A 23100-nucleotide genomic window follows, 5' to 3' on the forward strand; every position below is an offset into this window, starting at 1 on the left:
ACAGCCCCTCTGGCCTGCTGCTTTCCGGGCCGGGCCGGGAGGCGGCCGAAGGATCATGAGGAGCCGGAGAGCGGTTTCGGGTCCGAGCGGGCGGGGTGGCGCGTCGGGCCGGCGACCCGGCACGGGCCCGGGAGGCGGGAGCGAGGCGGCAGTCGTCTTCTTCCCCTCCCTGTGTTCATAAGGGGAACGGGTCGGCCCCGGGAGCGCTGTGGGACCCTTGCCGTGCGCTTCCGACTACCTCGGGGGGACAGCGCGTTGGAGTGCGGATCGGCGCGAAGGGGGCGTTGAGGTGGTGTGGGGCGCGCGACGGAGCGTGAAATGTGGAATGGACCGCCTCCCCGGTCGCGCTCCCGGGGCGGCGGCACGTTCCGGCCGACGAGCGTCCGCTTCCGGACACCGGCCGCCGCCGCGCCAAGCGGGCCGACCGCCCGGGCTCGCTGCCCGGCGTGTTTCGCATGGGCCCGCGGTGTGGGGAAATGGTGGAAAAACCGGCCAGTGCGCGGGCCGGACGGAAGCGCTCCGTACGCCTCGGCCCTGCGGGTGTCGCGCCGCACGGGTGTCGCGCCGCACGGTGTCGCGCCGCACGGTGTCGCGTGCGACAGCCGAGGCGGGCGCCACCGTACGCCCCGGGCGCCGGTTGTCCCTAGGGGGTGCCTGGCGCACCAGGGCCGGGGGCGCGGCCCCCACTGTCCCGGTTCGTACCGTCCCGGCTCCCACCCCTGACGCACCCGTATCCGCCCCCGCCGCAACACCGCTCGACATGAAGGAAGTTGACACATGAGTGACCTCCGTATCGGCGTCATCGGATACGGCATGCGCGGCGCCTTCGCGCGCACCGCGCACCGGCCCGGTCGCGGCGCTCGCGTCGTCGCCGTGGCCGACCCCGACCCCCGGGCGCGTGACGCGGCCACCGCGGCCTTCCCCGACGCGCGGGTCCCCGGCGACCACCGCCGGGTGATCGAGGCCCCGGACATCGACGCCGTGCTCGTCCTCACCCCCGACCACACCCACGCCGACCTCGCCTGCGCCGCCCTGCTCGCCGGGAAGCCGGTGTTCGTCGAGAAGCCCCTCGACATCACGGTCGAGCGCTGCGACGAGATCCTGCACACGGCCCGTGAGACCGGCACCCGGGTGTACGTGGGTCACAACATGCGGCACATGCCGGTGGTGCGGACGATGCGGGACCTGGTCGCCCGCGGCGCCGTGGGCAACGTCAAGACGGTCTGGGTCCGTCACTTCGTGGGGTACGGCGGCGACTGGTACTTCAAGGACTGGCACGCCGAGCGCCAGTACACCACCGGCCTCCTGCTGCAAAAGGCGGCGCACGACATCGACGTACTGCACTGGCTCTCCGGCGGCTACACGCGTGACGTCCAGGCCATGGGCGATCTCATGGTGTACGGCGACAACCCGAACCGCCGGGCCCCGGGCGAGCCGAAGGCCGATGACTGGTACACCAAGGACGGTCACTGGCCGCCGCACACCCAGCGCGGCCTGAACCCGGTCATCGACATCGAGGACGTGTCCCTGCTCAACATGCGCCTGGACAACGGCGTCCTGGCCTCGTACCAGCAGTGCCACTTCACCCCCGACTACTGGCGCAATTACACGGTCATCGGCGACGCCGGCCGTCTGGAGAACTTCGGCGACGGCCCGGGCAGCCACGTGAAGGTCTGGAACTCCCGGCGCTCCCACTACCGCGCCGAGCCCGACGCCACGTACGAGATCCCCAAGGCCACGAGCCGCCGGGGGCACGGCGGGGCCGATCCGTTGATCATGGACGAGTTCCTGCGCTTCGTCCGTGACGGCGGCGCCACCGACACCTCGCCCGTCGCCGCCCGGATGGCGGTCGCCGCGGGGTACGAGGCCACGGCCTCCCTGCGGGCCGGCGGCGTCCCGCGGCGGGTGCCACCGCTCGACCCCGAGCTGGCGGCGTACTTCGAACGGGGACAGCGGCACGAGGCGCACTGAGCCCGCCGCGTCCCGCCGCGGGTACCCCGTGAAAGGGGTTCGTGACCACCCGGGGAAGTGCGGTATTGTTCTCATGCACGAACGGCCGGGGGAAACCCCAGGTCAGACGGGCATCGGGACGTGGCGCAGCTTGGTAGCGCACTTGACTGGGGGTCAAGGGGTCGCAGGTTCAAATCCTGTCGTCCCGACTTGAAAGAGTCGAGGTCAGGGCCGGTTTCGGAGAAATCCGAAACCGGCCCTCGATCGTTTCCGGGGCCGGATGGGCCCCCAGTGATCGAGACCCCCGGCTGTCCGAGGCCGACGACCGGGCCCGGTGGGGAGCGCGGTACGTACGGCGCCCCGACAGCGGAAACGATCAGCCGCCTCCGAGGGGGCACTGGCGTACGCCTCCGAGGGGGGACCGGCGTACGCCTTCGAGGGGGGACCGGCGTGCGCCTTGACGCGTGTTCACCGCTGACCACCGACCGCTGACCACCAACCGCCGTCCGCCGACCGGCCGGGTGTCTCTGCGGCTCCCGCCCCGCTGGGGGCACGCGCGTCGGCGGTCGGGTGACAGGGGTTTTGCCGCCGTCGGCTGCCGGGGACTGATCACCATGTTTTCCCCCTCAACCGCTCGAACAGGAGCCAACATGCGTATGCGCACCACTCTGGCCGCCGGCGCTCTCGCCGTCGCCGCGATCCTCGGCAGCACCGGCACCGCGCTGGCCCACGACCGGGACGACGACCACCACTCCGGTGGCAAGACCGCCGCCTGCGGCTCGTTCGCCGCGACGATGGGCATGGGGCACGCCGCGGTCGGCAACGGCTGCAAGTACTCCTCGTGGGAGGGCATGATGCACGACTACGGCTTCCAGAACCACCACTCGTCCTAGGTCCTCGCGGCCAGTGCGAGCACGCAGGGCGCGTCCCGCCTCCAGGGCGGGTACGCGCCCTGCCGCTGTGCGTCCGCGCCCTGCCCGCCGTGTCGGCGAGCCCGGCGGGGGCGATCCCGGGGGCGATCTCGGGGGGCGGGCCGGGGGCGATCCCGGGGACGGGCGCACCCCGATCCTGTGACCCAGCTCACTTGTCAAGGGTGACAGGACGTTGTCGCGAGCGGCTGCGACCGTACGGAACATGGAGATCAAAGACGAGGACTGTCTCGCTGAAACCTTGGCATTCAACGAGCAATTCGCGGCAGCTGCCGCGAGCCGGCCCGCTCCCGGCGGGCCGCCGGACGCCACGCTGTTCGCCACCCTGCGGCGCAACCGGCTGGGCGGCGACACGCCACCCGTGAGACTGCCGCAGGGCCGCGACCGGATCGTGGCGGGCGGGGTGAAGGTCAGGACGTTCGTGCCGGACCATGTCGACGGCGTGTACCTGCACATGCACGGAGGCAGCTGGGCCTTCGGCTCCGCCGACGGGCAGGACGAGCGGCTGTGGTGGCTCGCGACCCAGACGCGGCTGGCCGTGGTCAGCGTGGAGTACCGCCTCGCGCCCGAGCATCCGTTCCCCGCCGGGCCGGACGACTGCGAAGTGGCCGCCCGGTGGCTGGTGGAGCATGCCGCAGCCGAGTTCGGCACCCGCCGGCTCCTGATCGGCGGCGAGTCGGCCGGCGCCCACCTTGCCGTCGTGACACTGCTGCGCCTTCGGGACCGGCACGGCATCAGCGACGCGTTCGGGGCGGCCCAGCTTCTGTTCGGCGTGTACGACCTGTCGATGACACCGAGCCAGCGGACCTTCGGATCCCGGCGGCTGTTGAGCAACACCGACACCCTGAGGCCCGCCTACGAGATGTTCACGCCCGGCATGGAAGCGGAGCAGCGCCGCGATCCCGATGTCTCACCGCTGTTCGCCGATCTGACGGGTCTGCCGCCCGCGCGGATCGCGGTCGGCACCGAGGACCCCCTGCGGGACGACTCGCTGTTCCTCGCCGCGCGCTGGCAGGCGGCCGGCGCGCCCGCGCAGCTCGACGTCGTCGCGGGCGCCATGCACGGATTCACCCTGTTCCCGCTGACCGTCACCGAACGCGAGCTGCGGCGGGAGCGGGACTTCCTGGCCGCGGCGGCACGGTAGCGTCCACCGACGTGAACCGCACTGCTCGGCTGTACTGGCTGGTGGAAGAGTTGCGTGCGGCGGCGCCGCGTCCGGTGACGGTCGCGGTGCTCGCCGCGCGGTGCGAGGTCAGCACGCGCACCGTGCAGCGCGACCTCCAGGCGTTGATGGAAGCGGGCGTCCCGGTGCGCACCGCGACGGGGCGCGGCGGAGGCTGGTCCATCGACGCGGCGATGACGCTGCCACCGATCCGGTTCACCGCCGACGAGGCGTCGGCCCTGACCGTGGCCCTCGCCGCGGCCGACGCCACCGCCCCCCATGCCGGCGCGGCCCGCAGAGCGGCCCAGAAACTCGCGGCCTCGATGAGCGGCCCCGCCTCGGCCGCGGCGGGCGTGCTCGCCACCCGGATCGTCACGCTGCCCTCACCGGCCAACCCCACGGTCCGCGCAGCGGTGGAACAGGCCCTCGCCGCCAACGCGGTGCTGCGCCTGTCCTACGCCGACGCGGCAGGACGCGCGAGTTCGCGTGTGGTGGAACCGGCAGGCCTGCTCGGTGCCGGGGGCCGGTGGTACCTCATCGCCTGGTGCCGCACGCGACAGGCCGGCCGTGGATTCAGGCTGGACCGGATCGCGGAAGCGGTGCTCACCGCCGAGCAGGCTGAACCCCGTGACCTGGGGGCCCTGTTGATCGGCTCGGTGGCCGCCGAGGCGGCGCGGCCCCCCGCCCTGACGCCGCTCATACCTCCGTCTTCCGACGCCTGAGGGGGCCAGGTGCCGGCTGCGCAGCACGCCGGGGCGCGTCGCAGTCCTGGCCGGGATGGAACGCGGTGACGGGGAGCGATTACGATCCGGGCTCATGAGCACCTCGGATCAGGAACAAGCGGTGGACGCGGCCCCGGAAGCGCCGAGGGCGCCCGAAGCGAAGGAAGAGCCCATACCCGGCGGGGCGTCGGCGCCGAAACGGCCGCGGGCTCAGCGCGCTTCGGCACGGCAGGACGTCGACGCGGCGGAGGAACCGGGTGCGGCGGAAGGTGGTGCCGGTGCCGGTGCCGGTGCCGGTCTTGATGCCGAGGGTGCGGATTCCGGTGCCGGTGCCGGCGGTGTGGTTGCGGAGGCCGGTGCCGGGGCGCGTGCCGGATCCGTGATCACGGAAGGCGTGGATGAGGCCAAGCGCGCGGAGGGTGCGGGGTCCGGTGCCGCCGGGTCGGGGGTTCCGGGAGCCGCCGCGTCTGCCGCCGAGGGCGCCGCCGGGTCCGCGGGGGAGGGAAAGCGTGGGCCGGCCATGACGGCCACCCCCGCCCCCGCCCCCGCTCCCACCGCCGCCGCAGCCGAACGCCCCGACGGCGTGGGCGACTTCGAGGACGATACGGACCCCGAGGACGCCTCGGACCGCAGCGAAGCCATGCGGGAGGGGATGGCTCCTCGACAGGCGCGGCGCATACGCATGGTTGCCGCCGGTGTGCTCATGGCGGCGATGGGGGTGATCCTCGTCGTACGCCTGGCCACCCGGTCGTCCGTACTCGTCGTCGGTGTGTACGGGATCGCTCTCATCCTGTGCGGGGTGGTCATCGAGCTGAGCCGCAACGGGCGGACCCGGCTGGGCTCCTGGCTCCTCGTGGTGGGTCTCGCCGCGGCGTTCGGCATGGACTGGTTCGTCCTGCCATGACCCCCTGCCCCGGGGCGGGGGCCGGGTCCGCCATCCGTCCGACCCGGCGTCGCGGTACCCCCTGACTCCATGTGAGGCGCGCCCTCGGGGACCGGGGGGCCGCTTCCGGGGAGGGCCGGTGGCGCAGTCCCCGCGCCCCTTAACCCCGGCGTCGTCTGCGGGCTGTGGCCGGTTGTTCGCGCAGTTCCCCGCGCCCCTTAACCCGCGTCCGTCTGCGGGCTGTGGCCGGTTGTTCGCGCAGTTCCTCGCGCCTCGCGCCTCTTAACCCCCCTCCGTCCGCGGACCGCATCCGGTTGCCCGAGCAGTCCCGCGCGTTCCCCCAACCCCCTCCGTCCGCGGACCGCATCCAATTGCCCCCGCAGGTCCCCGCCCCGCCAAACCCCCTCCGCCTGCGGGCCGTACGGTGCGGTGCGCGGGCGCCCGGGTGTGTCGGCTGCGGCCAACCCGTCGACTCCTCTGCGGTGCGGTGCGGTGCGGTCCGTGTCCGATGCCATGCCGGGTGGGGCCGTGAACTGGGCCCCCGGCGGGGGAGATGCAGCCCACCCATCGCGCTCACGAAACCCCCGCGTGTCACAGGCGTTGACATGTACCCGCCTCGCGGTGATTCTTGATGCTCGAAACTCCACTGTTCCAAGCATGAACGCGCACGCCTCGCCCCGGCTGTTGCTCGGTACGAACGGAGAACGACCCTTGCGGACCCCCTGGCACCGATTCCACCCGCCCCGACGGCCCGCCGTGGCCGTCTTCTCGACGCTCGCGCTCGCCCTTACCGCGCTAACCGTCCCGGCCGTCCCGGCCGCCCGCGCCGAGGCCGCGGCGCCACCCGGCGGCGTCCTGGACAGTGGTACGAAGTCCGTGACGTGGCAGAGCCCGGTCTACGAGAAGGGCACTGTCGGTTCGCCCGACAAGTGCCCGCCGCCCGCGCAGGATCCGGACGGCGCCGTCTGTGCCCGGTTCGACCTGACGGTGCGGCCGCCGGCCGGTGAGTGGGACGACAACCCGGAAGGCGGCGTGCCCGTCTCCGTCCAATGGGCGACCCCCACGGACGACTTCGACCTGTACGTCTATGACGACGCGGGCAAGCAGGTCGCGTCGAGCGCGGGCACCGCCGACCCCGAGGCCACCGTCATCCCGAAGGCGTCGGGGACGTACCACGTGGTCGTCGTCCCCTACGACGTGCACCACAACTCGTTCACGGGCACGGCCTACCTGCCGGAGCCGACCGACGCCGGGAACGTCACCGCCTTCGGCGGCAAGGACGGCACGTACGACATCGCCGCCGGAGCGCTGAAGGCCCGCGTGGACTTCCTCGCCGACGACACGCTGCGGCTGCGCGCCGCCCCGGACGGCACCTTCACCGACCCGCCCGACAGTCACATGATCCAGACCCGGCCGAAGCCGCAGAAGAACACCAACTCCTTTGACGCGGGCGCCTATTACGGCATTCGCAGCAAGGACGTCGTCCTGCGCGTCTACAAGAAGCCGCTCCGCTTCGCGCTCTACAAGGGCGACAACAGAACCGTCATCTGGTCCGAGGCAGACCCGCTGCGCTGGACCTCCGGCGGCATGCGGCAGAGCCTGACCCGCGGCGCCGACGAGCAGTTCTTCGGCGGGGGCGAGCAGAACGGCAGCTTCTCCCACCGCGACCAGGTCATGAACGTCGGCAACAACACCAACTGGAACGAGGGCGGCTGGAACAACTCGCAGCCGTTCTACATCTCCTCCGCCGGATACGGCGTGTTCCGCAACACCTTCACCCCCGGCGTCTACGACTTCGGCCCGCGGGTGCGCACCGGGCAGCAGGAACGGCGCCTGGACGCCTACTACTTCACGGGCGACGTGAAGTCCGTCATCGGCAAGTACACCTCGCTGGTCGGCAAGCCGTTCATGCCGCCCGTGTACGGGCTCGAACCGGGCGACTCCGACTGCTATCTGCACAACGCCAACCGGGGTGAACGGCACACCCTGGACGCGCTCAAGGTCGCCGACGGCTACACCCAGAACCAGATGCCGCTCGGCTGGATGCTCGTCAACGACGGCTACGGCTGCGGCTACGAGAACCTTGTCGAGACCGGAAAGGGCCTCCAGGCCCACAACGCGCAGCTCGGCCTGTGGACCCAGGACGGCCTGGACAAGCTCGCCGACCAGGTCAAGGCGGGCCAGCGCGTCGCGAAACTCGACGTCGCCTGGGTCGGCAACGGCTACGGCTTCGCGCTCAACGCGTGCGATCAGGCGAAGGCCGGCATCGAGGACAACAGCGACGCGCGCGGCTTTGTCTGGCTGCCCGTCTCCTGGGCGGGAGCCCAGCGCTGCGGCGTGCTGTGGAGCGGCGACCAGAAGCTCAGCTGGGACTACCTGCGCTGGCAGATCCCCACGTACGCGGGCGCCACGCTCTCCGGCATCGCCTACAACACCGGCGACGTCGGCAGCATCTTCGGCCACGACCCGAAGATGTACACGCGTGACCTCCAGTGGAAGGCGTTCCTGCCCACCATCATGACGATGGACGGCTGGGCCAAGGACCTCACCACCGGCAAGGCCGCCGACCAGCAGCCCTGGCTCGACGGCGAACCGTACGCCTCCATCAACCGCAAGTACCTCCAGCTGAAGGAACGGCTCATCCCGTACATGTACGGGCTCTCCAAGGACGCCACCACCACCGGCGTCGGCGCGGTCCGCCCCCTCTCCCTGGAGTACCCGGACGACCCCGCCGCCCTGGGCGCGAACGCCAAGTACGAGTTCCTGGCCGGGCCGGACTTCCTCGTCGCCCCCGTCTACAGCGACACCAGCGTCCGCGACGGCATCTACCTGCCCAAGGGCACCTGGACCGACTACTGGACGGGCAAGACCTACCAGGGCCCCACCACCATCGACCACTATGCGGCCCCGCTCGACACCCTCCCGCTGTTCGTGAAGGGCGGCTCGATCGTGCCGATGTGGCCCAAGGGCACGACGTCCTGGCAGACCAGGGACAAGGGCGAGCTGGACTACGACATCTACCCCCGGCTCGGCAGCTCCTCCTACACGCTGTACGAGGACGACGGCGTCACCCGGCAGTTCGCCAAGGGGAGTTCGGCCACCCAGCGGGTCCAGGTGACCTCGGCCGGCCGCGCATCGGTCCTCAACGTCGGCGCCAGTGTGGGCAGTTATGAAGGCAAGCCCGCCGCCCGCTCCTACCGCTTCACCGTCCACAGCGGGGCGGCCCCCGGGATCGTCGCGCTCGGCGGGAAGCGGCTGCACCGGTACGGGTCGGCGGCGGAGCTCGACGCGGCGGGCTCGGGGTGGTTCTTCGATCCCGCGAGCGGAGTGACCGACGTCAAGACGCCGTCGCAGTCGACTGGTCACGCCTTCTCCGTGCAGATCGCGTGAGCGGGACCTGACGGTCCGCCGCCGGCGGGCCGGGGCCGTACCGTGAGCCGTCCGGTACGGCCCCTGCGCAGGTGCGGGGGTGGCGGTTGGGGCAGGATCGGCGTACGGCTGAACAGGCACCCGACCGCCAGGAGATCGATTCGATGTCATTTCGCGCCATCCGTGTGACCAAGGGCGAGCAGGGCCACCGGGCCGACACCGTCACGCTCCAGGAGAACGAGCTCCACGAGGGCGATGTGACCGTCGCCGTGGAGTACTCGACCGTCAACTACAAGGACGGCCTCGCGCTCGCCCATGGCAAGGGCGTCGTGCGGACCTACCCACTGGTTCCCGGCATCGACTTCACGGGCACCGTCGAGTCGTCCACCCACTCCTCGTTCGCGCCCGGCGACAAGGTGGTGCTCAACGGATACGGCGTCGGGGAGGAGCACGACGGCGGGTTCGCGCAGAAGGCCCGGGTCGACGGCGACTGGCTGGTCCCGCTGCCCGCCGGGCTCACCACGTTGCAGGCGGCCGCGATCGGGACCGCCGGGTACACGGCGATGCTCAGCGTGCTCGCCCTGGAGGACGCGGGACTCACCCCGGACAGCGGCGACGTGCTGGTGACGGGCGCCGCGGGCGGTGTCGGTTCGGTCGCCGTGTCGTTGCTGGCGGGGCTCGGTCACCGGGTGATCGCCTCGACCGGGAGGCCCGCCGAGGCGGACTACCTGCGCGAACTGGGCGCCGCCGAGATCATCGACCGCGCCGAACTCTCCGCGCCCGGCCGCCCGCTCGGCACGGAGCGCTGGGCGGGGGCGGTCGACTCGGTGGGCAGCCACACCCTGGTCAACGTCCTCGCGGGCACCCGCTACGGCGGCACCGTCACCAGCTGCGGCCTCGCCCAGGGCGCCGACCTGCCGGGCACCGTACTGCCGTTCATCCTGCGCGGGGTGACCCTGGCCGGCATCGACTCGGTGCGGGCCCCGATGGAGCGCCGGATCCGGGCGTACGAGCGGCTGGGCCGCGATCTCGACCTCTCGCGCCTGGAGCGGATGACCACCGTCGTCGGCCTGGCCGACGTGCCGGGCGTCGCGGACCGCATCCTCGCCGGCCAGGTCCGCGGCCGGACCGTGGTGGACGTCAACGCCTGACCCCCGCCGACGGGGGCGGCGCCGCCGCGCCGCCGCCCTCGACGATCCCGGCGAACCCGTCGAGCAGCGGGCCCAGGCCGAACTCGAAGAGCTCGTCGAAGCGCAGGTCGTATCCGTTCGCCAGTTCCGTGGTGACCCGGGTGAAGACGGGATAGCGCCCTGACGCCTTCAACGCGTCGAGCGCCATGGTCTGGTGCTCCATCCAGCCCTCGTCGCTGACTCCCGTCGCCGCGGCGGCCTGTGTCTCCTGTTCAAGACCGGCCGCGAGCCCCTGCACATAGCCGTACAGAAGCACGTGAATGTCCATCATGGTGGACGGCCCAAGGCCGTGCCCGTCGAGTGCGGCGAGCGCCCACTCGGCGTGCGTCATGAGGTTGGGAAGCAGCAACGGCCGGGTCAGGGGCGTGAGTTGGGCCAACCACGGATGCTTGCGGAACAGTGACCACAGGGTACGGGCGCCGAGTTCGAGCCGGGCGCGCCAGCCGTCCGGTTGCACCGCCGGGTAACGGGCCTCGCCGAACGCGGCGTCCGCCATCAGAAGCACCAGCTCGTCCTTGCTGCCGACATACCGGTACGGGGACATCGCGGCGACCCCGAGGCGGGCGGCGACCCCGCGCATGGACAGGGCGTCCAGACCCTCGCTGTCCGCGATCTGCATGGCGACGCCCACGATCCGCTCGCGCGTCAAGTCGTGCTCGGGCTGAGCACGCACGCGCACCGGCCGGGCCGGGGCGCGGTCGCTCACGACCGTCCCGACCCGGGGCACGGTTTCCACGAACCCCTCCAGGCGCAGGGTGGTCAGCACCTTGGTCGCGGTGGCCGACGCGACCCCCCACTCCTTGGCGATCGCCCGGGTCGAGGGCACCCGGTCACCCGGCGCGAGCTCGCCACTCGTGATGCGGTGCCGAATCTCGCCGGCGATGCGCCGGTAGGGCGGTTCGCTCTGCGTCGCCATGTACGCCGTCCTTCCCTGTCCGCAGCCACGGAGATTTTTGTCGGCCGACTCTCGCTGTACTAGTGCAGAGGCTAGCAGCGAGAAGGGCTCTGAACGAGGTCCTGTACTAGTTCAGCACAAGGAAAACGGCTGTTGGCAGGCGTGTGTGTACGCCGTACATTCAGTGGCGTACGGTATTTCAGCTGAGCTGCCTGTCACCATCGGACAAGGAGTCCGCCATGCAGACCGTCCTCATCTCCGGCGCCGGTGTCGCCGGTTGCACGCTCGCGTACTGGCTGCGCCGCAACGGTTTCGCGCCGACCGTCGTCGAGCGTGCTCCGGGGCCGCGGCCCGGCGGGCAGGCGGTCGACATCAGGGGAGTGGCACTCGATGTCGTGGAATGCATGGGGCTGCTCGGCCGGGTGCGTCAGGTGGCCACCCGCATGCGAGGGATGTCCCTGCTCGACGCGGACGGCAGCGAGGTCCACCGAAGCACGGAGTTCACCTTCAGCAGCGGCCGCCTGGACAGCGGGGATGTCGAGCTGCTGCGCGAGGACCTGATGGCCATGCTGTCCCAACTCGCCTCCAGAGAGGCCGAGTTCATCTATGCGGATCGTGTCACAGGGCTCGTCCAGGACGACGGGGGCGTCCATGTCGACTTCGAGCACCGCGCGTCGCGCACCTTCGATCTCGTGGTGGGGGCGGACGGGCTGCACTCGGCGGTGCGTGGGCTCGCCTTCGGGCCCGAAGCGGAGTTCCTGCACCACCTCGGCACGCATCTCGCGATCTTCAGTTCGGACAACTTCCTCGGGCTCGACAACTGGCAGCTGTGGCAGCGCGACGGCGACGCCGGTTACGGCATCTATCCGGTGCGCGACAACAGCGAGTTGCGGATCACTTTCGGCTTCGCTTCCGGACCACTCGACCCGGAGACCTTGTGCCCGGAGGTACTGAAAGCCAAGGTGGCCGAGCGGATGGGCAGGCTCCGTTGGGAGACACAGCGGCTGGTGAAAGCGTTGTGGGCGGCCCCCGACTTCTACAGCGACGCCATGGCACAGATCCGGCTCGACCAGTGGTCGCGGGGGAGGGTCGTACTGCTCGGGGACGCCGGATGCTGTGCCTCGCCCCTGTCGGGTCAGGGCACCAGCCTCGCGCTGGTGGGCGCGTACGTCCTCGCGGGCGCGCTGGGCCAGGGCTCCGGTGACCACCGCGCGGCGTTCGCGCGTTACGAGGCACGGCTGCGGCCCTTCGCGGCGCTCAACCAGGCACTGGCGACGGAGAACCCGGGGGGTCCGGCCAGTGCGGAATCCGTGGAACGCGCCAAGAACGCCATCGCCCTGGACGTCCGAGGCACGTGACCCGGCGCGTCCTCAGGCCGTGATCCTCACGGCCGGTTCCTGGGTGGGGAGGTCCGTGAGGCGGAGCGTGGGTTCTGGGGGCGGCGAGTCCGTGGGCAGGGGTGCCGGGAGGTCGGCCGGGGCCGGGGCGGTCAGCATGATCACGCCGCGGGCCGCGACGCCTGCCGACGCGGCGGCCGTCAGCCAGCCCAGTGCGCCGCCGTGGAAGGTCTCGCCCAGCAGCGCGACCCCGATCACCGCGGCGGCCGCCGGGTTGGCGAGGTTCACCACGGCCAGCGGGGCGGCGAGGCCGCCGCGGTAGGCCGCCTGCGACAGCAGCAGGCCGCCCACCGCGAAGGTCGCCACGAGGAACGCGAGCAGCGTGGTCTGCCACCAGGTCAGCGGGCCCGAGGGCAGTTCGCGGGCCAGTGCGGCGGTGACCGTCTGGGTCAGCGCGGAGGCCACCCCGGAGGCGACACCGGACGCGGCGGCCAGGCGCAGGCGGCCGCCGTGTGCGGAGTGCGCGCCGGCCCGCACAAGGAAGGCGAGCAGCAGAGCGGTGGCCGCGGCGATGGCGAGGGCTTCGCTGAGGCTGAGCGCGTCTCCGGGGCTCGCGGGCCCGGTGACGGCGATCAGGCCGGTGAGTCCGGCCAGCGTCCAGGCCGCGCCGCGCCACTCGCGGCGGCTGACGCGGCGCCGCTCGTAGTACGCGGAGAGCGGCAGCGCGGCGACCAGGGTGAGCGCGCCGAGCGGCTGGACCAGGGTGAGCGGGCCGTAGTGGAGTGCGGCCACGTGCATGAGGGCGCCCGCGGCGTTCAGGCCGACGGCCCACCACCACAGCGGCCGCCTGAGCAGCTGTCCCATGCCCCCGCCGCCCTGGGCGGCGAGCCGGGACTGGCCCACCGCGGCCAGCGCGTAGCCGGCGGCCGAGGCGAGTGAGAGCAGGATGGCGAGCAGCGCGGATTCGTTCATCGCACGGCCTCGGAGAGCTGGGGCGCGGGAGCGCGCGGGGGAGTGGGCGTCTGCGACGGCGCGGGCTGGGGCGGTGGCGCGTCCTCGGGCTGGTACGGGGACATGGTTCGCGTCACCGCGGCCGGCCGGCCCGCGGGCGGAGCGGACGTCCGCGACGACGGCTTGGATGCCGCAGGCAACCGTAGGGCGTGCTTCGGCGCCGGTACGAAGAAGAGGACCGCGCCCAGCAGCGCCGTGGCCACGATCACGTCGAGCCAGTAGTGGTTCGCGGTGCCGACGACCACCAGCAGGGTGAGCAGCGGATGCAGCAGCCACAGCCAGCGCCAGCGGCTCCGGGTCGCCATGATCAGCCCGATGGCGACCATCAGCGCCCAGCCGAAGTGCAGCGAGGGCATCGCGGCGAACTGGTTGGCCATGGCGTCGGTGTCCGGCGTCGCCGCGTACACGGAGGGCCCGTACACCTGCGCGGTGTCGACGAGTCCGGCCGTGGTCAGCATCCGCGGCGGGGCGAGCGGGACCGTGATGTGGAGCACCAGGGCGGCGGCGGTGAGCCCGGCGAGCACCCGGCGCGACCAGAGGTAGTGCCCGGGGCGGCGCAGGTACAGGTAGACGAGGAAGGCCACGGTGGCGGGGAAGTGCACCGTCGCATAGAAGGTGTTGGCGACCTTCACGAGGGTGTCGCCGTGCAGCAGCAGGTGTTGCACGGAGCCCTCGCCGGGCAGGTGCAGCGCGCGCTCCCAGCTCCACACGCGGTCGGCGTTGTCGAAGGCGCTCGCCTCGTGCCCGTTCGCCAGCTGACGGCCGAACTTGTAGACGAGGAAGAGCGCGGTCACGAGCAGCAGCTCGCGTACCAGGGGCGGCCGGGAAGCGGTCGTCTCCGGTCCTGCGGGACGGGTCTGGCGCCGCGTCCCCGTGGTTATACCGGCAAACATTCTCCGGCCCCTTTGAACCTGGATCGAATCGTGGAAAAAACACAAGCAAACATAGGAAGGCTAGATCCAAACTCATCGAGACGCAAACGTCTCGATACGTTTGCGTCTCGAACGGGCGGAGCCTACTCTCGTCCCAGCAGGAGCACCCCTTGTTTTTTCTCCGGAGGGAACGATGTCGACGATGTCGACGCAGGCCGCCACGGCCGCCGCCCGTCGCAGCAAGATCAGCCCCGAACGTGAGCTGGAGCTGTACGACGCGGTGCTCGACCTGCTCAGAGAGGGCGGCTACGACTCCGTGACCATGGAGGGCGTCGCCGCGCGGACCAAGTGCGGCAAGGCCACCCTGTACCGGCAGTGGAAGAGCAAGCCGCTGCTCGTCACCTCGGCGCTCGCCAGGAGCCGCTGCTCGTTCTTCGCCGGCATCGACACCGGGACGCTCGCAGGAGACCTGCGCGAGGCGGCCCGCGCGGTCGGCCGGCGCGAGGGACGCGACACCGAGCTGATGGAAGCCGTCGGGCAGGCCTACATCAAGCATCCGGACCTGCGCGAAGCCCTGCGCGAGACGGTCCTGAACCCCGAGATCGCGGCGCTGGACGCCATGCTCGCGCGCGGGGTCGAGCGCGGCGAGATCGCGGCGGACCATCCCGCGCTCGGGTACGTGGCTCCCATGATCATGGGCATGCTGCGCATCGAGCGGCTTTTCGAGGACCGCTTCCGCGGTGCGGACACGCTGCTCGGGCTGGTCGAGGCCGTCGTCCTTCCGGCGCTGAGGATCGGCTGACCCGCAAGGGCGGCCGAGCGGCCGAACGGGCCTCGGCCGGGGCCCGGGGCCCCGACAGGGCCCGGCCGTACGGCAGTTGACGCGGGATCAGACCGCGACGACCGTCACCCCGGCCTCGGTGAACCGCGCGGCCATTTCGTCGGACACGGCGGTGTCGGTCACCAGTGTGTCCACCTGGGCCGTCGCGCAGATCCGGGCGAACGTGCGCTTGCCCAGCTTCGTCGAGTCCGCGGCCACCACGACCCGCTCGGCACGCTCGCACAGCAGCCGGTTGATCCCGGCCTCGTCCTCGTCGTGGGCCGAGGCCCCGTGCGTCACATCGAACGCGCCGACGCCGAGCACCGCCACGTCCATCGTGATCTGGTTCAGGACCCCGCCCGCGAGCGGCCCCGTGAGCTCGTAGGACTGCGGTCGGGCCACCCCGCCCGTCACCACGATCTTGAACTGCGGCCGCACCGCGAGCTCGTTGGCGATGTTCAGCGCGTTCGTCACGATCGTCAACGCCGGTGATCCGCCGGCCAGTTCGGGCCGCACCGCGAGCGCGCGGGCGACCTCCGTGGTCGTGGTGCCGCCGGTCAGACCGACCGCCTCGCCCGGCGCCACCAGATCCGCCACCGCTTTCGCGATGCGCTGCTTCTCCGACGCCTGGCGCGCCGTCTTGTAGCGCAGCGGCAACTCGTAGGAGACGCCGTGCACGAGCGCCCCGCCCCGGGTCCGCACCAGCATCTGCTGCTCCGCGAGCTGGTCGAAGTCGCGGCGAATCGTCGCGGCCGACACCCCGAGGGCGGTGGCCGCCTCGTCGACATCGAGGCGGCCCTGCTCCACGAGAAGTTCCAGCAGCGCCTGCCAGCGGGCATCGCGCGACATCCCTGTCCACCGTTCTTCGTACCGGTAACCGTCCGTAGTGACCTTAGCGCACCGCATATGCTTGATCGTGCTCGAAATCGAGCTATATTTTGCAGAAACACGCACGCAGGCGCAGCAGATCCACAGGGTGGGAGCCGGCATGAGCCATGTCGAGAACGAACTGACCAGTCAGCCCGAATGCTGGAAGCGGGCCGCCGAACTGGCCCTCCAGCACAAGGACGCCCTGCCGGCCGCCGGTGAGCGCGTCGCCGTCGTCGGCTGCGGCACCTCCTTCTTCATGGCGCAGGCAGTCGCCGCGCTCCGCGAGAGCGCGGGCCTCGGCGAGACCGACGCCTTCGCCGCATCCGAGTTCCCCGCCGCCCGCTCCTACGACCGGGTCGTCGCGCTGACCCGCTCCGGCACCACCACCGAAGTGCTCGACCTCCTCGCACAAGTGCGCGGCAGCGCCCGTACCACCGCCGTCACGGCCGACCCCGCCACGCCGGTGATGCGGGCCGCCGACGACATCGTGGTCCTCGACTTCGCGGACGAGGAGTCGGTCGTCCAGACCCGCTTCGCGACCACCGCCTTCACTCTGCTGCGCGCCCACCTCGGGCTGCACACCGAGCAGGCCGTCACCGACGCGCACACCGCCCTCGCGCAGCCGCTGCCCGCAGGCCTCGTGGAAGCCACCCAGTTCAGTTTCCTCGGCCGGGGCTGGACCAACGGTCTCGCCCAGGAAGCCGCCCTCAAGATGCGCGAGGCATCGCTGTCCTGGACCGAGGCCTACCCGGCGATGGAGTACCGCCACGGTCCCATCAGCATCTCCACCACCACGACCGCCACCTGGATGTTCGGCGAGGCGCCCGAGGGCCTTGCCGAACAGGTGGCCGCGACCGGCGCGCTGTGGATCGAGGGCCGCCTCGACCCGCTCGCCGAACTCGTCCGCGCCCAGCGCCTGGCCGTCGCCGTCGCCGCCGCGCGCGGACTCGACCCCGACCGGCCGCGCCACCTCACCCGCTCGGTCATCCTCGACGGCGCCTGAACGGAACCGGCACATGACACCGGACGACACGCCACAGCCGCAGCACAGGTGAAGGGAAAGCACTGATGCCACTCGCACGGACCGGCACGCTCGTCGCCGAGGCCGCCGTCAAACGCCGCGCCGTCGCGGCCTTCAACATCATCACGCTGGAACACGCCGAGGCCGTCATCGCCGGCGCCGAGGCCGCCAGGTCGCCGGTCGTCCTCCAGGTCAGCGAGAACGCGGTCAAGTTCCGCTACGGCCGGGTCCTGCCGCTGGCCCGCGCCGCGGCCGCTGCCGCCGAGGCCGCGTCCGTGCCGGTCGCGCTGCACCTCGACCACGTCAAGCAGGACGAACTGCTCCGCCAGGCCGCCGACGCCGGCTTCAGCTCCGCCATGTACGACGCCGCACACATGCCGTACGAGGAGAACCTGGCCGCGACACGCGCCGCCGCCGACTGGGCGCACACCCAAGGGCTGTGGATCGAGGCCGAGTTGGGCGAGGTGGGCGGCAAGGACGGCAGAGCACCGCTCGACGCCCACGCGCCCGGCGCGCGCACCGACCCCGAACAGGCGCGGCAGTTCGTCGCCGAATCCGGCGTCGACGCGCTCGCCGTCGCCATCGGCAGTACGCACGCCATGACCTCGCGCACCGCCGAACTCGACCACGCCCTGCTCGCCAGGCTCGACGACGTCCTGCGCGTGCCGCTCGTGCTGCACGGCTCGTCCGGAGTCCCCGACGACGCGCTGACGGCCGCGGTCGCCGGCGGCATCGCCAAGGTCAACATCGGCACGGCGCTGAACCTGGCGATGACCGACGCGATCCGCGCCTACCTCGCCGCCCACCCCGAGGCGGTCGACGCCCGCACCTATCTGACGGTGGGGCGCCAGGCGATGGCGGCGACCGTCACCCGCCTGATCGGGGTCCTCGACGGGACCGCCTGACACGTACGCGCCGCCGCCGGGCCCCGCGGCGGCCCCGGCGGCGAAAGCGCCACGTTCCGCCCCTGCGGCGCTCTTCCGATGTGGCCGGGCGTCATAGACGATGGGCCTGTGGACAGGCATGAGCACGCTCGGCTCGACGCGCTGCAGCGCGACCCGTATCCGCACTACGCGCGGGCCCGGCACGCCGAGGGCCTGACCTTCGTACCGGAACTCGACGCGTGGCTGGTGGCCAGGGACGCCGACGTGCGCGAAGTCCTGCGCCGCCCCGAGGCGTTCTCCTCCGCCAACGCGCTGCGCCCCGACGTCCTGCCGGGGCCCACGGTGCTCGCCGAGATGGGCCGCGGGTTCGGCGGCCGGCCCGTCGTGGTCAGCTCCGACGGCGCCCTGCACCAGCGCCTGCGCGCGCCCGTCGTGCACGGCCTCTCGCCCTCGCGCGTCGCCGCCGTCGTGCCGTACGCCGCCGCACGGGCCACGCAACTCGTCGACGGCTTCGCGGCCCGGGGCTTCGCCGACCTCATGGCCGAGTTCGCCCTCAAGCTGCCCGGGCAGGTCATCGGCCACCTCATGGGCCTCGACCCGGCGGACGTGCCGCTCGTCGTGCACGGCGGCCACCGGGCCGAACAGCTGCTGTTCCGGCCGATGGACGAGGCGGACCAGCTCGCGGCGGCCCGTGACGTCGTCGCGATGCAGCACCTCCTGGACACCTATGTACGCGAACGCCACGCCCGCCCCCAGGACGACCTGTGCAGCTCGCTGATCGCCGCGCTCGCGGGGGGCGGCGAGGCGGCCGGCGGCGAGCTCACCCTGGACGAACGCCATGAGATGGTCGCCCATCTGCAGAACTTCCTGCTGGCCGGGCACCTCACCACGAGCGCGCTCATCGGCTCCACGCTGCTGCATCTGTTGCACCACCGTGCGCAATGGGAACTGCTCTGCGAGAAACCCGAGTTGATCCCGGCCGCCGTCGAGGAAGCCGCCCGCTACGACAGTCCGATCCAGGGCTTCCGACGCATCACGACCCGGCCGGTCGTGCTGTCCGGCACCGAACTGCCCATCGGGGCGGTGGTGTTCGTCGCCTACGGCTCCGCCAACCGCGACCCCAGCCGCCACGAACGCCCCGACGTCTTCGACATCACCCGCCCACCCGCCCGCCACCTCGCCTTCGGATACGGCGTGCACGGCTGTCCGGGCTCCCAGCTGGCCCGCGAACAGCTGCGGATCAGCCTGGAACTGCTGACGACACGGCTGCCCGGACTGCGCCTGGCCGAGGACAGACCCGTCGTCATGCGCCCGACGATGATCCACCGCTCGCCGGAGGAGCTTCCGCTGACCTGGTGAGCGACCGAATCGCTCCGGGCAGCAACGCGGCCCACCCCCACGGCAGTCGGCCTGCCCCTCAGGACGGGCTGCGCACCTATGAATCGCGGCCCGCATCCGACCGTGCTCCTCGATCGCCGGGTTCTTTCGGCGGGTCCTGCGGCGGCATATCCTCCGACCATGCGCGTCGCACTCTTCGTCACCTGCGTCAACGACGCGGTGTACCCGGCCACCGGCATCGCGACGGTGAAGCTGCTCGAACGGCTGGGGGTCGAGGTCGCGTTCCCGCCGGGGCAGACCTGCTGCGGGCAGCCCCAGTTCAACACCGGCTACCGGCGCGAGAGCGAGCCCCTGGTGCGCCGGATGGCCCGGGTCTTCGCGGGGTACGACCACATCGTCACCCCCTCGGGTTCCTGCGCGGCCATGGTCCGCGAGGCCTATCCGCGCATCGCCCGCAAGGCGGCCGCGGAGGGCCGGGGCACGGAGCTGACCGAGGCCGCCGACGCGCTGGCGCCGCGCATGTACGAACTGACCGAATTCCTCGTCGACGTACTCGGAGTGACCGACGTCGGCGCGTACTTCCCGCACACCGTCACCTACCACCCCTCGTGCCACGGCCTGCGCACCCTCGGCCTCGGCGACCGGCCGCGCCGACTGCTCGAAGCGGTCAAGGGCCTGGAACTGCGCGAGCTCCCCGACGCCGAGGAGTGCTGCGGCTTCGGCGGCACCTTCGCGCTCAAGAACCCGGACGTCTCCGTGGCCATGGGCGCCGACAAGGTGCGGAACGCCGCGTCCACCGGGGCCGACGTGCTGTGCGGCGCGGACAACTCGTGCCTGATGCACATCGGCGGCATCCTCCACCGACAGGACGCCCCGATGCGGGCGCTCCACATCGCCGAGATCCTTCTCAGCACGGAAGCGGAGCCCCCCGTATGAGCGCCACCTTCGTCGGCATGCCCGCGTTCCCCGAAGCCGCCCGCGACGCCGTACGCGACACCACCCTGCGGGCCAATCTGCGGCACGCCACCCACACCATCCGTGACAAGCGCGCCGCAGCCGTCGCCGAGCTGGCCGACTGGCAGCAGCTGCGCGAGGCCGGCAAGCAGATCAAGGACCGCACGCTGCGCCACCTCGACCGCTATCTGGTGCAGCTGGAGGAGGCGGTCACCGCAGCCGGCGGCACCGTGCACTGGGCCGCCGACGCGGCCGAGGCCAACCGGATCGTCACCGGTCTGGTCAAGGCCACCGGGGAGAGCGAGGTGGTCAAGGTCAAGTCGATGGTCACGCAGGAGACCGGCCTCAACGAAGCCCTCGCCGCCGAGGGGGTCCACGCCTATGAGACGGACCTCGCCGAGCTCATCGTCCAGCTCGGCGACGACCGTCCCTCGCACATCCTGGTACCGGCGATCCATCGCAACCGGGGCGAGATCCGCGACATCTTCCTTCGCCGGATGGGGAGTTGGGGAAGGGCAGCCCCCGAAGGACTCACCGACGAGCCCGCCGACCTCGCCGAAGCGGCCCGGCTGCATCTGCGGGAGAAGTTCCTGCGGGCGAAGGTGGGGATCTCGGGCGCCAACTTCATGGTCGCCGAGACCGGCACCCTGGTCGTCCTCGAATCCGAGGGCAACGGCCGCATGTGTCTGACCCTCCCCGACACCCTGATCTCGGTCGTCGGCATCGAGAAGGTGGTTCCCAGCTGGCGGGATCTGGAGGTCTTCCTTCAGACCCTGCCTCGCTCGTCGACGGCCGAGCGGATGAACCCGTACACCAGCATGTGGACCGGCACCGCCGACGGCGACGGCCCGGGGACCTTCCACCTGGTGCTGCTCGACAACGGCCGCACCGACGCCCTCGCCGACGACATCGGCCGCCAGGCGCTGCGCTGCATCCGCTGCTCGGCCTGCCTCAACGTGTGCCCGGTGTACGAACGGGCCGGCGGCCACGCCTACGGCTCGGTCTACCCGGGCCCGATCGGCGCCATCCTGACGCCCCAGCTCCGCGGCACGACGAGCGAGCTCGACGCCTCCTTGCCGTACGCGTCCTCCCTGTGCGGCGCCTGCTACGAGGTCTGCCCCGTCGCCATCGACATCCCGGAGGTCCTGGTCCACCTCCGCGAGCAGGTCGCAGGTCAGGGCGGCCGCGGGCACCGCGTGGAGAAGGCCGTGATGAAGGCCGCGACCTGGGCCATGGACCATCCGGCGGTCATGGCGGCGGGGAGCGGGCGGCGGCGAGGACCCGCGCGCTGCACCCGAAGCACCCGCCCGGCGTGCAGGCCTGGACCGAGGGCCGTGGCCTGCCGCGACTGCCCGAAGAACCCTTCCGTGACTGGTGGAAGAAGAACCGCACATGAGCTCACGCGACCGCATCCTGACCCGTGTACGGGCCGCCGTGGACGGCGCCCCGGCGGCCCCCGCGCCGAGCCGCGACTACCTCGCAAGCCACACCGCCGACGACCCGGCCGCCGTGCTCGGCCTGCTGCACGACAACCTTGCCGACTACCGTGCCGTCGTGCACCGCACGGACCCGGCCTCGGTGGCCTCGCTCATCGCGCGCCTGCTGACGGCGCGGGGGTCCAAGAGCGTGCTGACGCCCGCGGGACTGCCGCCGGCTTGGCTCGCGGACACCACCTGCGTACGCGTCATGGACACCGCGCAAGCGACGGCGCACGAACTCGACGCCGTGGACAGCGTGGTCACCGGGTGCGCCCTGGCCATCGCCGAGACCGGCACCATCGTCCTGGACGGTGGGCCGGGCCAGGGGCGCCGCCGGATCACCCTCGTCCCCGACCATCACATCTGCGTCGTACGGGCGCCGGGACAGGTCGTCGCCTCCGTCCCGCAGGCCATGCCACGCGTGGATCCCCGCCGGCCGCTGACCTGGATCTCGGGCCCCTCGGCCACCAGCGACATCGAACTCGACCGGGTCGAGGGCGTGCACGGCCCCCGCGCCCTCGACGTGGTCCTGCTCAGCGAGTGAGGCGGGCTCAGTGCGTGAGCGGGCTCGGTCAGTGAGCGGGCTCAGTCAGTGAGGCGGGCTCGGAGCGTGATGTGGGCTCAGTGGGTGAGGCGCGGCGCGTCCGTCGCCGCGTCGACGGGCCCCGGCAGCCGGCCGGCCAGTGCCCGCGCCCACCCGGCGAGCCCGTCCAGATCCATCCCGTACGTCGGTACGCCCTCTCGCGCCGCATACCGCGCGAGCGAGCCGGTGCCCCGTTCGAGAAGCGAGGCGGCACCCTTGGCGTTGCCGCGTGCGGCATGCGTGAGGCCCACCGCGAGCTGCGCCAACCCCCGCCACAGCGGCTCCTCCTGTGCGGGTCCGGACTTCCACGCGTCCTCGAACACCTCGTGGGCGTGGAACGGCATCCCCGCCGCCAGGAGCCGTTGCGCCTCGCGCACCGTCTCGTCGGGACGCCTCGTCACGCCCTCCGGCTGGCGGGCCACGCCCTCGGCACCGTAGGGCAACGGCCGGCCGAGCCCGTCCCTGGGCCGGGCGTTGCGCGCCCGCCCTTCGGCATCACGATCCCGGGCCGCAGAACTGTCCATGTGCCGATTGTGCCCCGTTCCTGGTGCGGCCCCAGAGTGCGGTATGGTTCTCATGCACGAACGGCCGGGGGAAACCCCAGGTCAGGCGGGCATCGGGACGTGGCGCAGCTTGGTAGCGCACTTGACTGGGGGTCAAGGGGTCGCAGGTTCAAATCCTGTCGTCCCGACTTGAGAGAGTCGAGATCAGGGCCGGTATCGGAGACATCCGATACCGGCCCTCGATCGTTTCGGGACCTGTGGGGGACCGGCGGGCAAGGGCTCCTGGCCCCTCAGGTGTGTCCGTGTGCAGGCTGCTGGCGGTGAGACCG

The 23100-nt window shown here is 71.9% G+C and carries 19 protein-coding genes, 2 tRNA genes and 1 pseudogene; 17 read left to right on the forward strand and 5 right to left on the reverse strand.

The window, feature by feature from the left end; translation table 11 throughout:
- Positions 1 to 777: 777 nt before the first annotated feature.
- From ACGFW5_RS06130 to ACGFW5_RS06165, 8 genes are all read left to right on the forward strand, one after another.
- Positions 778 to 1971, forward strand: coding sequence for a Gfo/Idh/MocA family protein (locus ACGFW5_RS06130; protein ID WP_393832982.1), 1194 nt, complete (start codon positions 778 to 780; stop codon positions 1969 to 1971).
- Between the two features lie 114 nt (positions 1972 to 2085).
- Positions 2086 to 2159: transfer RNA gene (locus ACGFW5_RS06135), tRNA-Pro, on the forward strand.
- 441 nt (positions 2160 to 2600) lie between these two features.
- Positions 2601 to 2843, forward strand: a complete 243-nt coding sequence (locus ACGFW5_RS06140) for a hypothetical protein (protein ID WP_393832983.1) — start codon at positions 2601 to 2603, stop codon at positions 2841 to 2843.
- A 241-nt stretch (positions 2844 to 3084) separates the two neighbouring features.
- The gene (locus tag ACGFW5_RS06145) at positions 3085 to 4023 is read left to right on the forward strand and encodes an alpha/beta hydrolase (protein WP_393832984.1); all 939 of its coding nucleotides are present in this window, start codon (positions 3085 to 3087) and stop codon (positions 4021 to 4023) included.
- Positions 4024 to 4034: 11 nt separating this feature from the next.
- Positions 4035 to 4763 carry a helix-turn-helix transcriptional regulator gene (locus ACGFW5_RS06150; protein ID WP_393832985.1) on the forward strand — a complete coding sequence of 243 codons (729 nt, stop codon included), beginning with the start codon at positions 4035 to 4037 and terminating at the stop codon, positions 4761 to 4763.
- A gap of 520 nt (positions 4764 to 5283) precedes the next feature.
- Complete coding sequence (locus ACGFW5_RS06155) at positions 5284 to 5667, forward strand: hypothetical protein (protein WP_393832986.1); 384 nt, start codon at positions 5284 to 5286, stop codon at positions 5665 to 5667.
- Positions 5668 to 6303: 636 nt separating this feature from the next.
- A complete protein-coding gene (locus ACGFW5_RS06160; protein WP_393832987.1) occupies positions 6304 to 9036 on the forward strand; it encodes a TIM-barrel domain-containing protein in 2733 nt (910 codons plus the stop codon).
- Positions 9037 to 9179: 143 nt separating this feature from the next.
- Positions 9180 to 10166: an MDR family oxidoreductase gene (locus ACGFW5_RS06165; RefSeq protein WP_393832988.1), complete on the forward strand. Its 987-nt coding sequence runs from the start codon at positions 9180 to 9182 to the stop codon at positions 10164 to 10166.
- Here ACGFW5_RS06165 and ACGFW5_RS06170 read toward each other — a convergent pair.
- On the reverse strand, positions 10156 to 11121 hold the full coding sequence (locus tag ACGFW5_RS06170) for a TetR/AcrR family transcriptional regulator C-terminal domain-containing protein (protein WP_393832989.1): 966 nt from the start codon (positions 11119 to 11121) through the stop codon (positions 10156 to 10158). The genes ACGFW5_RS06165 and ACGFW5_RS06170 overlap by 11 nt on opposite strands.
- A gap of 218 nt (positions 11122 to 11339) precedes the next feature.
- Between ACGFW5_RS06170 and ACGFW5_RS06175 the strand changes: the two genes are divergently transcribed.
- The gene (locus ACGFW5_RS06175; protein ID WP_393832990.1) at positions 11340 to 12458 is read left to right on the forward strand and encodes an FAD-dependent monooxygenase; all 1119 of its coding nucleotides are present in this window, start codon (positions 11340 to 11342) and stop codon (positions 12456 to 12458) included.
- 12 nt (positions 12459 to 12470) lie between these two features.
- On the opposite strand, the gene ACGFW5_RS06180 is transcribed toward ACGFW5_RS06175, so the two are convergent.
- Positions 12471 to 13409 (reverse strand): DMT family transporter, encoded by a 939-nt coding sequence (locus ACGFW5_RS06180; RefSeq protein WP_393832991.1) that lies wholly within the window; start codon positions 13407 to 13409, stop codon positions 12471 to 12473.
- Positions 13406 to 14341, reverse strand: coding sequence for a phosphatase PAP2 family protein (locus tag ACGFW5_RS06185; protein ID WP_393832992.1), 936 nt, complete (start codon positions 14339 to 14341; stop codon positions 13406 to 13408). The genes ACGFW5_RS06180 and ACGFW5_RS06185 overlap by 4 nt, the downstream gene beginning before the upstream one ends.
- Before the next feature lie 181 nt (positions 14342 to 14522).
- Here ACGFW5_RS06185 and ACGFW5_RS06190 point away from each other — a divergent pair, with 181 nt between their 5' ends.
- Positions 14523 to 15122, forward strand: a complete 600-nt coding sequence (locus tag ACGFW5_RS06190; protein ID WP_393832993.1) for a TetR/AcrR family transcriptional regulator — start codon at positions 14523 to 14525, stop codon at positions 15120 to 15122.
- Positions 15123 to 15209: 87 nt separating this feature from the next.
- On the opposite strand, the gene ACGFW5_RS06195 is transcribed toward ACGFW5_RS06190, so the two are convergent.
- Positions 15210 to 15989 (reverse strand): DeoR/GlpR family DNA-binding transcription regulator, encoded by a 780-nt coding sequence (locus tag ACGFW5_RS06195; RefSeq protein WP_393832994.1) that lies wholly within the window; start codon positions 15987 to 15989, stop codon positions 15210 to 15212.
- A gap of 139 nt (positions 15990 to 16128) precedes the next feature.
- Here ACGFW5_RS06195 and ACGFW5_RS06200 point away from each other — a divergent pair, with 139 nt between their 5' ends.
- The 6 genes and pseudogenes from ACGFW5_RS06200 to ACGFW5_RS06225 all read left to right on the forward strand — a co-directional run bounded on the left by ACGFW5_RS06200 (position 16129) and on the right by ACGFW5_RS06225 (position 22229).
- The gene (locus tag ACGFW5_RS06200; protein ID WP_393832995.1) at positions 16129 to 17013 is read left to right on the forward strand and encodes an SIS domain-containing protein; all 885 of its coding nucleotides are present in this window, start codon (positions 16129 to 16131) and stop codon (positions 17011 to 17013) included.
- A gap of 65 nt (positions 17014 to 17078) precedes the next feature.
- Positions 17079 to 17936 (forward strand): ketose-bisphosphate aldolase, encoded by an 858-nt coding sequence (locus ACGFW5_RS06205; RefSeq protein ID WP_393832996.1) that lies wholly within the window; start codon positions 17079 to 17081, stop codon positions 17934 to 17936.
- Positions 17937 to 18044: 108 nt separating this feature from the next.
- Positions 18045 to 19274 (forward strand): cytochrome P450, encoded by a 1230-nt coding sequence (locus ACGFW5_RS06210; protein WP_393832997.1) that lies wholly within the window; start codon positions 18045 to 18047, stop codon positions 19272 to 19274.
- A 159-nt stretch (positions 19275 to 19433) separates the two neighbouring features.
- A complete protein-coding gene (locus tag ACGFW5_RS06215) occupies positions 19434 to 20189 on the forward strand; it encodes a (Fe-S)-binding protein (protein WP_393832998.1) in 756 nt (251 codons plus the stop codon).
- Positions 20186 to 21603 (forward strand): annotated as a pseudogene (locus ACGFW5_RS06220) (lactate utilization protein B). Before ACGFW5_RS06215 ends, ACGFW5_RS06220 begins: the two are co-directional and overlap by 4 nt.
- The gene (locus ACGFW5_RS06225) at positions 21600 to 22229 is read left to right on the forward strand and encodes a lactate utilization protein C (protein ID WP_393832999.1); all 630 of its coding nucleotides are present in this window, start codon (positions 21600 to 21602) and stop codon (positions 22227 to 22229) included. The pseudogene ACGFW5_RS06220 and the gene ACGFW5_RS06225 overlap by 4 nt, the downstream one beginning before the upstream one ends.
- Positions 22230 to 22306: 77 nt before the next feature.
- Here the strand turns inward: ACGFW5_RS06225 and ACGFW5_RS06230 are convergent, their stop codons facing one another.
- A complete protein-coding gene (locus ACGFW5_RS06230) occupies positions 22307 to 22792 on the reverse strand; it encodes a DUF309 domain-containing protein (protein WP_393833000.1) in 486 nt (161 codons plus the stop codon).
- Positions 22793 to 22885: 93 nt separating this feature from the next.
- Here ACGFW5_RS06230 and ACGFW5_RS06235 point away from each other — a divergent pair.
- A tRNA-Pro gene (locus tag ACGFW5_RS06235) sits at positions 22886 to 22959 on the forward strand.
- Positions 22960 to 23100: the final 141 nt, after the last annotated feature.

This window comes from Streptomyces sp. NPDC048416 (genome assembly GCF_043200435.1).
In the GTDB taxonomy this organism is placed as follows: Bacteria; Actinomycetota; Actinomycetes; order Streptomycetales; family Streptomycetaceae; genus Streptomyces.